Source organism: Eubacteriales bacterium mix99, from assembly GCA_038396605.1.
Taxonomy (GTDB): Bacteria; Bacillota; Clostridia; order Caldicoprobacterales; family DTU083; genus UBA4874.
The window spans coordinates 1,552,149-1,565,210 of sequence record CP121690.1; the positions used below are offsets into that span (position 1 = coordinate 1,552,149).

The window sequence follows — 13,062 nt, forward strand, 5'->3', positions numbered from 1 at the left end:
TGGAGGAATCAACCGTGAATCCGAAATTCAAGAAAATCGACGCCGAGTATGACAAGAACGCGGCGAAAATCTCTGCGCTGCAAAACCGGCAGAAGGAACTGAAAAAGCAGCGCCGGGAACTGGAAAACCTCGATATTGTCGGCCTTGTGCGGGGCATGGGCATGACGGCGGAGGAACTGTCCGCGCTCATGAAAGCATCCCGCGAAAACCGGCCCGTATCCGATCAAAAGAAACAGGAGGAACATCATGAAGAAATCTAAAATCCGCATATTCGTCTGCCTGATGGCCGCCGTGTCCTGCACGGCGGCTTTTTCCGTCAACGCTCTCGCCTACAGCACAGGGACTACCTCTCCGACTTTGAGCAGCTCCAGCACCGCGCAGAGCAGTACCGCATCATCGTCGGCCTCGTCCGCAACGTCAACATCGTCTGAAACATCTCTCAAGCCGCTGACGCCGGACGGCACCGGGACGGTGATCGACAACGTGACCAATGAGGACGGCAAGGAGTTTTTCACGATTACCACGCCGAGCAAGCACGTCTTTTACCTGATTATCGACCGCCAGAAAAACGCCGAGAATGTCTATTTTCTTGATGCCGTTACGGACAAAGATCTGCTTGCGCTGGCAAAGAGCGACAACGAGGACGTATCCGGTTCTTCTTCATCCAAGACCCTTTCCACCCCGGAGACATCCTCTGCGCCTACTGCACCAGCATCCACGGCTTCGCCCACCTCTCAGCCGGAAAAGCAGAACGGCAGTGCCGGAATCGCGGCGATTGCCGTACTTGCAGCCGTTCTCATCGGTGCGGCGGTCTGGTTCTTCAAATTCCGCAAGCCGGGTAAAAAGGACAAGAACAAGCCCGACCCGGACGATTACGACTACACCGAGGACGGGGATGAGGAATCTGAGTCGGATGATGAGCCGGAAGCTCCTGACGAGGAAACAGCGCAAAAAGACGGTTCTGAATCATCCGGCGGTGAAACGGAGCGTGATGACGAATGACCTTTTTCACTAACAGCCCTTTTGAGCGGATGATGGTGCAGAAGCCGCAGTACAGGCAGGAGGAACGGTTTCCCGCCCCGCCGAAAGGCCGTCCTGATCATTCCCATAACTGTTACCGCGACCTTATCATAACATCGAAAGTTAGCAAGCCGGAGTGATAATGTTCCGGCTTGTTTTGGATGAATCTGAATGATATGATGTTTATAAACGTCATATTAAATCTGTGGACAAAAGATAACAGAAAAAATCGGGAACAGCCACTTTGAAAGTAATAAGATAGAAGCACAGGCAAGGAGATGAGTCCATGGGCTGGGTTGAATGCATCGGTAAAGCCATCAGCTATATTGAGGACAATATCACTGACGAACTGACAGTTGAAAAGATTGCAAAGCAGGTAATATTATCACCTTTCTATTTCCAAAAAGGATTTGCCATGCTTTGCGGTTTTACGGTCGGAGAGTATATCCGGGAACGCAGGCTTACTCTTGCCGGCAGCGAGCTTGTTTCCACAGACGAAAAAATCATTGACATTGCGCTCAAGTACGGTTACGACTCGCCGGACAGTTTTACCAAAGCATTTACCCGTTTTCATGGCGTCACACCGACTGCCGTTCGAAAAGACGGAGCAATGATTAAGTCTTTTGCTCCGCTGAAAATCAAATTTACTTTGGAAGGCGGCTATGTTATGGATTACAAGATTGTCGAAAAAGATTCATTCACGGTTATGGGAGCAGCCAGTACATTCAAGTATGACGGTGCGAAAACAGAAATTCCTAAGTTTTGGATGGAACTCCATCAGCCCGGAAAAGAGCGGGTCGTATGCGGAATGTATGGAATCAGTATTGACGAGAGTATGGGATCGGATGAATTCGAGTATCTGGTCGCAGACAATTACAATCCGGCCGCAGAAATTCCGGAAGGCTTTATTACAAAGGTCATCCCCGCATACACTTGGGCTGTTTTTGCTTGCAGAGGCGGAATGCCCCAGTCTTTACAGGATGTAAACAAAAAAATCTTCTCGGAATGGCTGCCGAACAGTAAAGACTATGAAATTGCGGCGGGCTACAATATCGAAATGTACAGTGATCCTGCCGAGTATTCCAAGGGAATTCAGGATGAGAAATATTACAGCGAGATATGGATTCCCGTCAAAAAGAAGTAATCCGACAAACGGCGTAATTCCGGTTATGGAGCTATATACTCAAGGGCAATCGAGAAATCGGTTGCTCTTTTTTTGTGTGCCAATGCATGAAAGGAGAAAAAATTTGAAGCTTGTAATCAGTGAAAAGCCCTCGGTTGCCCAAAGTATCGCCGCCGTGATCGGCGCTAAGCAGCGCGGCAACGGGTTTCTGGAGGGTAACGGCTACCTCGTTTCATGGTGCCTCGGCCACCTCGCGGAGCTGGCAAGCGCCGACGCCTATGATAAAAAATACGCCAAATGGCGGCGTGAGGATTTACCCATTCTGCCGGAGAACTGGCGGTTCACCGTAAGCGGGGATAAACAAAAGCAGTTTGCTATTCTCCGCGACCTGATGCACCGCGACGGTGTGGATGAAATCATCAACGCCTGCGACGCCGGACGCGAGGGCGAACTGATCTTCCGCACCGTGTACGACATGGCGGGCTGCTCCAAGCCGATGAAACGGCTTTGGATTTCGTCGATGGAGGACGAGGCCATCCGTCAGGGTTTTGCCAACCTGAAACCGGGCCGGGATTACGACGGGCTGCATCAGTCCGCGCTCTGCCGGTCCAAGGCAGACTGGCTGGTGGGTATCAACGCGACACGCTTGTTTTCCGTCCTTTATCACCGCACTCTTAACGTCGGGCGCGTCATGTCCCCGACGCTGGCGCTCATCGTGCAGCGGGAAGCTGAAATTTCCGCATTCCAGCCGGAGCAGTTCTATACGGTCAGCCTCGACTGCGGCGACTTCACCGCCACCGGCGACAAGTTCAAACAGAAACCGGAGGCCGAAGCCATTGCCGCCGCCTGCAAAGGAAAAACAGCTACTGTCAAAGCCGTGGAACGAAAAGAAAAGTCCGAAAAGGCTCCTGCGCTCTACGATCTGACCACTCTCCAGAGGGACGCTAACCGTCTGCTCGGCTACACGGCCCAGCAAACGCTGGACTATCTGCAATCCCTGTATGAAAAGAAGCTCTGTACTTATCCCCGCACCGACAGCCGGTTTCTGACGAACGACATGGAAGGGACCGTCTCGGCGCTTACTTCCGTCGCCGCCGCGATCTACGGCGCGGATATTCCCGAAAAGATCAATGCCGGTCAAATCTGCGACAGCGCGAAGGTCAGCGACCATCACGCCGTCGTTCCCACCTCCGGTGCGGGAAAAGCGGACAGTTCCGCGCTGCCCGCTGGGGAGCGTGAAATTCTGCGGCTTGTCTCCCAGCAGCTTCTCTGCGCGGTCAGCAGTCCGCACCAATACGCTGAAACCGCCGTCACACTGGACTGCGCCGGATATGACTTTACCGCCAAGGGCAAAACGGTTCTCGTTCCCGGCTGGAAAGCTTATTTGCATGAACAGGCCGACAAGCCATTGCCGGAACTGGCAGAAGGGCAAAGTATCCCGGTTGCCTCCGCCTCCGTAAAAGAGGGCAAAACCTCGCCGCCCAAGCATTACACGGAGGACACACTGCTTTCCGCGATGGAGACGGCGGGCGCGAAAGAGATGCCTGACGATGCGGAGCGTAAGGGCCTCGGCACCCCCGCTACCCGCGCGGCCATTCTGGAAAAGCTCGTCACCACCGGCTTTGTGAAACGGAAAAAGGCCAAGAAAACCGTCAATCTTATTCCGTCTCAGGTAGGTGTTTCCCTCGTCACTGTCCTGCCGGAGCAGCTTCAATCCCCGCTGCTGACCGCCGAATGGGAAAACCGGCTCAAACAGGTGGAGCGCGGAGAACTGGAACCGGACGCTTTTATTAACGGGATTTCATCCATGCTCCGGGAACTGGTGAAAACCTATGCGCCAGTCAAGGGCGCGGAGGTGCTGTTTCCCTCCGGACGCGAGATAATCGGAAAATGCCCCCGCTGCGGCGGCAGCGTGGCTGAAAGCAAGAAAGGCTTTTTCTGCGAAAATAGTAGCTGTCGTTTCGGGCTTTGGAAGGACAACCGGTTTTTCGCCGCCAAGAAAAAGGCGCTGACAAAATCCGTCGCCGCTGCGCTCCTGAAAGACGGGCGCGTGAGGCTCACCGGCTGTTATTCTGAAAAAACCGGCAAAGCCTATGACGCCACGGTGATTTTGGAGGACACCGGGGAGCGCGTCAATTTCAAGCTGGAATTTGATTCGGGGACGAAAAAGCGTGGCGGATCATGAAACTTACGAAATATGAGCGGGAAACGATCATCTGCTATAACGAGGAAGAAGCGACGGCCAGCGTTTACACACACAACAAAAAACTTATCCAAAAGCTCAAACGGCTCTCTGAGAAATACCCCGACAAAGTGAAACCGGAGCGCCCGGAGCATCGCGGGGCCGTCAGCTACCTTGTTCCCAAACGCTGTGTTTCTGTCCGGGAACCATACAGCGACCGGCGGCGCGAAGCCGACAGTTTACGGGCCAAAACAGCGAAAATGCGCCCTCCCGACAGATTAACTATTAAAAGTCAAGTCCGAAACTGAGGATGGTGATCGAAAAGAAGATGGTTCAAAAATGTATAGCAAAGCGAGGTCCTATCAAAGTTTCACACCAGCTATTGAGTGAAAGCTATGCTGCCAGGTGATAAGATTCTCCGGACTTTTCTAAGGCGTAAATGAGCCGTACCAGCTTTTTGGCAGCATGGGAGATTGCGACATTGTAGTGCTTGCCCTCTGCTCGTTTCTTAGCAAAGTAGGAAGAAAACGTCGGAACCCAAAGGCAAACATACTTTGTGGCATTAAATATGGCATAACGTAGGTATCTGGAACCCCGTTTTTCCATGTGGGCATAGCAATTTTTGAGTTGCCCGGACTGGTAGGTAGAGGGCGAAAGCCCGGCGTAGGCCAGAATTTTATCCGGAGAGTCGAACTGGGAGAAGTCTCCTACCTCAGCCAGAATCATAGCACCCATCTGAGTACCAATGCCGGGAACGGTGGTAATAGGTGAATGAATCTTATCCATAATGTGTTGGATGGCGGACTCAATTTCCCCAATCTCGGTATCCAGTTCCCTGATAAGCCGGATGGTATGCTGCAGCTCCAGCGATTTCGCCGGCATCACAGAACCGACGGAATTTCTGGCAGCATCACGGATTTTTACGGCCATGTCCCGCCCATAGCGGCCTCTGGAAGCGTCATGTAAAAGTGTTTTCAGCCGCGTCAGATGAGCTTCCGCAATCTGTTTGGCTCCTGGAAATTTCTCCAGCAAGGTATAAACGGAAACTATGTGAAGCGTCGGTACCAACTTTTCCAGTTCAGGAAAGAGAATGCAGACCAGACGGGAAATTGATTGCTTAAGCTGGCCACGCTCCTTCACCTTGTCAAAACGGTACCTCGTCAGTGACTTCAATTCCTCATTGTGGTATGCTGTATTTGTGTAGGGCTTGAGGCCTAAATCAGACATAAGCATAGCCGCAATCGTTCGTGCATCGACACGGTCTGTCTTCGTCTTTCTGAGACTGAGGCTTTTCCGGTAAAGGTTAGTGTGCAGGGGGTTCAGGACATAGGTGGGAAGACCATTGTCAAGAAGAAACCCAAGGATGTTGTAGCTGTAATGTCCGGTAGCCTCAAGCCCTACTTTTATTTTGTCTTGAGTCGAGGAGCAGCTTCGGATTTTCTGCAGCAGACTCTGGAACCCCTCTAGGCTGTTCGGGATGGTGAACACATCCGCGAGGACTTCCCCTTCTGAATTGATAATAAAGCAGTCGTGCTTATCCTTGGCAACGTCGATTCCAACAGAAATCATAGCAAGACCTCCGACGGTAAGATTGTGATGCTGCTTCCACAGGGCGCTTTGCTCTTGTAACCTTGTTCCACATAAACCGTCTGGCGGTATTTTAATTAACAAAAATGCAAAGGGCTGTGGTTGGAACCTGTCGGGAACCATCTGGTGGTAGGAGCATACAACCAATCCACAGCATCCTTTACAGTGTAGCACAAGTCCTTGGAGAGGGCCCTTAATAACTACTACTCTATAATACAAGGAGCATACGCTTCGAAAATGAATAACGGGCGCGCTCCCGTATAGGTTTATCCCGGCCTGTGCGGGGGTGCGCTTTTTTCAATTCTATGATCTGCGAAAGGAGCACACTATGGCCGAAAAAAATAAGGAACGGCTGAAAGAAATCACCGACAGCATCGAACAGGGTATCCAAAGCCTGTTCCAGAGCGACCGATACGCGCAGTATCTCCGCACCATGTCCCGTTTTCACCGATATTCCGTCAACAATACCATGCTGATTTATATGCAAAAACCGAACGCCACTTTGGTTGCGGGCTTTAATAAATGGCGCGATCAGTTCAGCCGAAACGTCATGCGGGGCGAAAAAGGCATCAAAATCATCGCGCCCACGCCGTTCAAAAAGAAAATCGAGGAAGAAAAGCTCGACCCGGACACCAAAATTCCCATGCTGGATGCGGACGGCAAGGTCATCATGGAGGAAAAGGAAATCAAAATCCCCATGTACAAGGTGGTATCGGTCTTTGACGTATCGCAGACCGAAGGAAAGACACTGCCGACGCTTGCAAATGATCTCATGGGGAACGTGAAGCAATATGAGATTTTCATAGAGGCGCTGCGGCGTTCTTCTCCCGTTCCGCTTGCTTTTGAAACGATGGAACCGAATACGGACGGCTATTTCAGCGAAAAAGGCCAGCGCATCGCCATTCGGTTGGGCATGAGCGAAGTGCAGACCATCTCCGCTGCCGTCCACGAAATCACCCATGCTACGTTGCACAACTATGAACAGGTCCGGCTTGCCGCCGCCAAAGGCGACGAAACCGCCGAACCGCCCAAACCGAAGGACAGGCACACCGAAGAAGTGGAGGCCGAGAGCGTTTCCTACGCCGTCTGTCAGTATTACGGCATCCAGACCGGCGAAAACAGCTTCGGCTATATCGCATCCTGGAGCAAAGGCAAGGAACTACCGGAGTTGCGGGCCTCTCTGGAAACCATCAATAAAACCGCTTCCGGCCTGATCTCCAATATCGACCAAAACTTCCTCGAGGTTCTGAAAGAGTATGATACCGTTCTGGAACAGTTCGCCGCGGACGCATACTGGTACACGGCTTCCGTCATGGAGCCGCCGTTCCCTCTTAACTCCATTGAAGAAGAAGTCCCGGCTACCGTGGAAGATTTGAAAAGCGGTTACGGAAAAGACACCCGTACGGCCATTTTCAATGCCGCCAAGGTCGAGGGCGCGGCGTCCCCGGATGAACTTCTGCGGCGGCTGGACGAAATTGAAAAAATCTACCCGCCGAGGGAAACCGAGGCGATGTATCTTCTGGACAATGCCTCCTATCTTTATTTGAAGGAAAATGAGGACGGATACGGCTATACTCTTTACAATAAGGAGAGCCTGCGGGAAACGGCAAACGGGTTTGCCGATGAGGGCGTCAGCTCCATTCCGACCGCTTATGAACAGGCGCTTGCCCTTGAACACCTGGCCCCCGCAACCTCGGAAAAGGTGCCGCTTGACATTCTAAACGAGATTGCCGCCGTGCGTGAACAGGATGTACAGGGATATATCCGTAAAAATAATTTAGGCGATCATGAACAAGCTGAACCGGAACCGAAAGTGGCGGATATGCTGCCGGACGCACCGGAGCTGGCGCTCGACGAATACCCCATGCCGGATTCGGAATTGACCGTGGCCGATCTGGAAGCCTGCGGGTATCTGGACGGCGATCTGCTGCCCCTCTCCAAAGGCCGGGCACTGGAGCTTTTTGAGCAAGACCTCACCGTTTACATGATTGAGGACGGCGGCGCGAGTATGGCGTTCGACCCTGATGAGATTCAGGCGCACAGCGGCCTGCTCGCCGTGAGCCGCGAGGAATGGGAGGAAAGCCGGGAGTTCTCCAAAGCCATAGAGGACCGGATGAAGTATCAGGAACAGCGGGAATCCGCTTTTCTGAAAACCTCTCAGGACGCTTTCGCCATCTATCAGGTCAGGGACGGCGACGAGCTGCGGGACATCCGGTTTGAACCGCTCAGTTGGCTGGAATCCAAAGGCATTTCCGTGGATCACGGAAATTATGATCTTGCCTATACCGCCCCTCTCACCGATATGGGTAATACAGAGGAAAAACTGGCTGTTTTGTGGGACAGGTTCAACAACGATCATCTTGCCGATTATCACCGGCCGAGCCTGTCCGTCAGCGACATCGTTGCGCTAAAGCAAAACGGCGTTGTATCCTGTCATTACGTGGACAGCTTCGGTTTTCAGGAGATTCCAGATTTTCTGAAACCGGAAAATTACCTGAAAAGCGCGGAGATGTCGATGGAGGACGATTACGATATGATCGACGGCATTATCGACAACGGAAAAAATTCCACCGTCGCGGAGCTGGAACAGCAGGCCAAAACCGGTCAGCAGATCTCCCTTCTGGAGCTTGCCGAGGCGTCGCGGCGGGAAAACGACGAAAAGAAAAAATCCGTCGTGGAACAGCTCAGGAACCAACCGGTCAGCCGGGAACACAAAAAAACAGCGTCCGACAGAGGCGCGGAAATGGAGCGGTGATATGTTTACAAACGATGAAATTAATCTGATGTGCATTTACAATACCGGAACGCGGGAGAGCCTGATTGCGGAGTTGACGCAAATGCGCGGCTATCTCGGCACGGAGGAAACGGAGCTTCTGGCCCTGACGGATTCCGCGCTGGGAAAGCTCCGGGGCATGAGTGATGAGGAATATGTCTCGCTTGACCTGTTCCCGGACTTTGACGTGGAGACTGAATAAATAGCTTTGCTCGTGCGGCCAATGAGATTCTACAGAATGTGTGATATACTTATAGCAAAGATTTGAGCTGAAAAGTATTTATAATTTATGAAATCAAAGCAAAAGAAGGTGCCGTATGTCCGATGTTTGCTATCTAAAAGATCATGTCAGTTTTTTTGCAAGCTATCGTTCACCGGAGCGGCACAGCCACTTTGCAAAACACCTGATCTTTTCCCAAGGCGGCACATTCGACTGTATTGTGAACAACGACCGCTTCCAATGCACGGGGGTTTGCATCGACTCCGGCACGGAACATACCATTCGGAATGAGCATGGAAACATATTTGTGATGCTGATTGAGGAAACCAGCGAGCTTTCGCAGATACTGCGGGGCCGGTATCTGCGCGGGAATCCATACGCCGTAATAGTAGGTGATATTCTTGGAAGTACACGGAATATTCAAGAGGCCGATGCCCGCGTACTTGAAGCATGTGCGCCCGCCGCGCACATGGCATCTGCGTACGACGCGCGGATTGCCGGTGTACTTCGAGAAATTGATTCCCGAGAAAGCATTGACGATGATATCGTAAAGGAGCTTTGTTCGGTTGCCTGTCTCTCGCAGAGCAGACTATCTCACCTTTTCCGCGAACAGGTGAAAATTTCGCTTGCAAGCTATCTGGTTATGGCAAAAATGGAAAAGGTGCTTACTTACCTGATAAACGGCGAAAATATTACGACGGCATCGATTCATGCTGGATTCAGCAGCTCTTCGCATTACGCCGCCACCTGCAAAAGGATATTCGGAATCACTTGCACCGACTTTACAAAATAGCATCTATTTGAAAGCCTTCCGTTTCTGTTTGTACTATGATAAAAACAGGACAGGAGGCTTTTTACATGGAAGAAAAAATTGTATTCAAGAAAGGAACATACCAGTTAAATCGCGACCCAAATTACAATTTTCAGTTGAACCGCGTAATCAACTGGAACGACGGGGAGCTTTCGGATATTGAGTCTATCGCGGAAAAGATAACCGACAGCGCCAGTTGGAAAAAGGAATTGATCCTACTCGGTGACAAGGCAATGGAAGAAGGGCGCACGAAAAACGCCATCGCTTACTACCGCATGTCTGAATTTTTCATGTACGACAATGATAGAGACAAGCTGAAGTATTACCGTCTGGCGACCAAACTTTTTTATGAGTACTATGATGATTATTTCAAAAGCGGCAAAGTGGAACGGCTTTCCGTGCCATATGAGGGAATAGCACTTCCCGTTATGCACACCAGAGCCGTTGGCGAGAGGAAAGACACGATTTTGTTTCATGGCGGGAACGACAGTTATTTTGAAGAATTTTTCTTTCCTATGCTGTATTTTGCCGAAAACGGATATGAGGTCTATCTTTTTGAAGGTCCCGGTCAGGGCGGCGTTTTGAGAGAACAGGGAAAGCACTTTACCTATCAGTGGGAAAAGCCGGTAAAGGCGATTCTGGACGCACTGGCGCTCAATGATGTTACGATTATCGGGGCTTCGCTTGGCGGAATGCTTGCTCCCCGCGCGGCGGCATTCGACAATCGTATCCGGCGCGTGATCGGCTGGTCGATTTTTCCTAATTTTCTGTCAGTGGGATTGTACGCCGTTCCAAAACCCCTTTGGGGCGTTATGAGATGGGTGATCCGGCACAACCTTGGCTTTACCGTAAACAGAAAGCTAAAAGGAATGATGAAAAAGGAGCAGACTTTCGACTGGGCATTCCGGCACGGAATGTATGCGTATGAGGCAAAGACGCCGTTTGAGTATCTGAAAAAACTCAACAACTATCAGATGGTGGATGTTGGCAGTCGGATTAGACAAGATGTTCTTGTCATAGGCGCCCGGAAGGATCATTTTATTGCGACCGAACTCTACAAACAGGAACTCGATGCGCTGATCAATGTTCGTTCCCTTACTTTTCGGCTTTTTACAGAACAGGAAAGCGCCGAAAATCACTGCAACTGCGGCAACTCAAAACTGTGCTTTGATACGATGATGAGCTGGATCGATCAGATAAAAAAGAAGGATAATGAATCATAAACTGTAGCGAGAAATTAAAAAAGCTTATAGAGCGATACCTGAGAGCAGCCTTCGGGCTGTTCTTTTTTTGCTTCAAAGACCGAAAGGAGGACTTTTAATATGCCAAGCACGGTAACGGCTCTGGCACAGATGGCCGACCACGCGGCGACGCAGATTACCGCCAGTCATGAAAGCTGGACGGATTTTCTGAAAACCGCCGCGCGGCTCTACAAATATCCCTACCATGAGCAGCTCATGATCTATGCCCAGCGCCCCGACGCAACGGCTTGCGCCGGATATGAGCTTTGGAACGAAAAAATGCGTCGGTATGTCCGGCGCGGCAGCAAAGGGATTGCGCTCATCGACGCCTCCGGCGACAAGCCGAGAATCCGGTACGTCTTTGATATTTCCGACACGGGAAGCCGGGACGATTCCTGCCGCCCGTACCTTTGGCAGTACCGCCCGGAGCATGAGGACGCGGTTGCGGCGGCTCTGGAACAGGAGTATGAGGTTTCCGGCGAAAAGGGCCTTGCCGACCAGTTGGAACAGATCGCCGGACAGATGGCAAACGAATATTGGCAGGGCCATCAGTACGATATTCTTCACACCATTGACGGCAGCTTTTTGGAGGAATATGATGAGTTCAACATCGGAGCGCAGTTCCGAAGCGCCGCAGCCGTCAGCATCACTTACGCGGTTTTGTCCCGCTGCGACCTCAACCCCGACGAATACTTTGAGCATGAGGATTTTCTGAGCATCTTCGATTTCAACACGCCCGATACCGTCGCCGCCCTCGGCACGGCGGTCAGCGAAGCAAGCGAACGGGTGCTGCGGCAAATTGAAGTCACTGTTAAAAATCAGGAACGCGAACATCTCGCGGAAAGGAGCGCCACACATGGAGAACAGCCTGACTTACACGAAGAACGGGGATTACCTGATTCCGGACCTGACGATCACGGAGCAGACGGAGAGCATCGGCAAATACGGGAGGATGCGGAAGAATTACCTGAAGGAGCACCGTCCGGTCCTGTACAACAGCCTGCTTCTGTCGGAGAAACTGTACCCGCACCTGCTGGAAATCGAGCGGACGGCGACGGCGCGGCTGGAGCACATAATGCCGGAACTGATGAAATCGGCGGGCGTGACGGAGAGCCTGAAAGCATCCGACCCGATGCGCTGGGTGGGACTTATGAACGACCTGAAAGCGCAGGCCGAGGAAACGATTCTGACGGAGCTTATTTACAGCTAAGTTTCTTCCCGTCGGAGCAGGAACAAATACAGCGAATCAACGAAGCGGAGAGCGAAAAGCCCTCCGCTTTTTCCATGACCGCGCCGCAGAGACCCGAAAAACGCGCTACGGTTCAGGCCGACATTGACGCCGCCCTTCGGGAATGGAACGGCGATATTGAGAGCAAACACGCCGTTGCCGAATATATGCGGGAACACGCCCGCGACAAGGACACGGCGGCTTTTCTGCGCGCCGAATACGGCGACAATCTCCCGGCCTTTCCCGTAACCGTGGACCACACATCGACTGATCTGCCTTGGCCGAAGGTGCAGCGGCGAATCGCCCAGCTCATCCGGGATGAACGTTTTTACACACAAGAAGAACAGCCTGTGCCGCCCGATCTAAGCGGCCAGCCAATCACCCGCAGCGGTGACACCATTGAGAACGGTATCACTTTCCATAATGTGGTCTTGACGCTTTCCGGCGAGCAGAGGGATGATGTCCAGCGGGCAATTCCCGAGAACGCCGCCCCGCCCTACAAGGTGGGCGATACGGTATTTCTGGACGATAAACCCTTTGAAATCACTGAAATCAGGGACTACGACATCCAGCTCCGCGACCCGGCGCTTGCCTATCCCATCTTCCGCGCCGAAAGCCGGGAGAACTTTGAAAGTTTGCTGCGGCAGGATTCCAGGAACGGTCCCATCACGGAGTTTCTGGCTGCGGACTTGGAGCGCACGGACGCCGATCTGCGGGAAGCCCTGACTTCCGGCCTGCTGGAACAGCGGGGCAAGGAGCATATCGCGGGGTACTTCCGCGAAAACGAGGGCAACACCCGCGTGGCCCAGCGCCTTTCCGAAACCTACGCCGGTACTTCCGATACGATGGAGCTGACCACCGGCGATACAGCGGATTT

At 52.2% G+C, this 13,062-nt stretch carries 12 protein-coding genes; 10 read left to right on the top strand and 2 right to left on the bottom strand.

The features are described from left to right. The first annotated feature begins 14 nt into the window (after positions 1-14). The 5 genes from QBE55_06695 (at position 15) to QBE55_06715 (ending at position 4,633) form a co-directional block, all read left to right on the top strand. Positions 15-260 (top strand): DUF4315 family protein, encoded by a 246-nt coding sequence (locus tag QBE55_06695; GenBank protein WZL79810.1) that lies wholly within the window; start codon positions 15-17, stop codon positions 258-260. Further along, positions 247-1,002 (top strand): DUF4366 domain-containing protein, encoded by a 756-nt coding sequence (locus QBE55_06700; protein WZL79811.1) that lies wholly within the window; start codon positions 247-249, stop codon positions 1,000-1,002. Before QBE55_06695 ends, QBE55_06700 begins: the two co-directional genes overlap by 14 nt. A 304-nt stretch (positions 1,003-1,306) precedes the next feature. Then, a complete protein-coding gene (locus QBE55_06705) occupies positions 1,307-2,164 on the top strand; it encodes an AraC family transcriptional regulator (GenBank protein WZL79812.1) in 858 nt (285 codons plus the stop codon). Positions 2,165-2,267: 103 nt separating this feature from the next. Next, positions 2,268-4,328, top strand: coding sequence for a DNA topoisomerase 3 (locus tag QBE55_06710; GenBank protein ID WZL79813.1), 2,061 nt, complete (start codon positions 2,268-2,270; stop codon positions 4,326-4,328). Then, positions 4,325-4,633: an immunoglobulin gene (locus QBE55_06715; protein WZL79814.1), complete on the top strand. Its 309-nt coding sequence runs from the start codon at positions 4,325-4,327 to the stop codon at positions 4,631-4,633. Before QBE55_06710 ends, QBE55_06715 begins: the two co-directional genes overlap by 4 nt. A gap of 85 nt (positions 4,634-4,718) precedes the next feature. Here QBE55_06715 and QBE55_06720 read toward each other — a convergent pair whose 3' ends face one another. Continuing rightward, positions 4,719-5,894 carry an IS110 family transposase gene (locus tag QBE55_06720; GenBank protein WZL79815.1) on the bottom strand — a complete coding sequence of 392 codons (1,176 nt, stop codon included), beginning with the start codon at positions 5,892-5,894 and terminating at the stop codon, positions 4,719-4,721. A 346-nt stretch (positions 5,895-6,240) separates the two neighbouring features. Here QBE55_06720 and QBE55_06725 point away from each other — a divergent pair, with 346 nt between their 5' ends. From QBE55_06725 to QBE55_06740, 4 genes are all read left to right on the top strand, one after another. Then, positions 6,241-8,667: a YodL domain-containing protein gene (locus QBE55_06725; GenBank protein ID WZL79816.1), complete on the top strand. Its 2,427-nt coding sequence runs from the start codon at positions 6,241-6,243 to the stop codon at positions 8,665-8,667. Position 8,668: 1 nt separating this feature from the next. Then, the gene (locus tag QBE55_06730) at positions 8,669-8,887 is read left to right on the top strand and encodes a transposon-transfer assisting family protein (protein ID WZL79817.1); all 219 of its coding nucleotides are present in this window, start codon (positions 8,669-8,671) and stop codon (positions 8,885-8,887) included. Between the two features lie 115 nt (positions 8,888-9,002). After that, positions 9,003-9,698, top strand: a complete 696-nt coding sequence (locus QBE55_06735) for a helix-turn-helix domain-containing protein (GenBank protein ID WZL79818.1) — start codon at positions 9,003-9,005, stop codon at positions 9,696-9,698. A 65-nt stretch (positions 9,699-9,763) separates the two neighbouring features. Beyond that, entirely contained in the window at positions 9,764-10,939 is a 1,176-nt protein-coding gene (locus QBE55_06740; protein WZL79819.1) for an alpha/beta fold hydrolase, read from the top strand. Positions 10,940-11,011: 72 nt separating this feature from the next. Here the strand turns inward: QBE55_06740 and QBE55_06745 are convergent, their stop codons facing one another. Then, positions 11,012-11,815 (bottom strand): hypothetical protein, encoded by an 804-nt coding sequence (locus QBE55_06745; protein WZL79820.1) that lies wholly within the window; start codon positions 11,813-11,815, stop codon positions 11,012-11,014. Here QBE55_06745 and QBE55_06750 point away from each other — a divergent pair. Then, positions 11,814-12,167 (top strand): TnpV protein, encoded by a 354-nt coding sequence (locus tag QBE55_06750; GenBank protein ID WZL79821.1) that lies wholly within the window; start codon positions 11,814-11,816, stop codon positions 12,165-12,167. The genes QBE55_06745 and QBE55_06750 overlap by 2 nt on opposite strands. Positions 12,168-13,062: the final 895 nt, after the last annotated feature.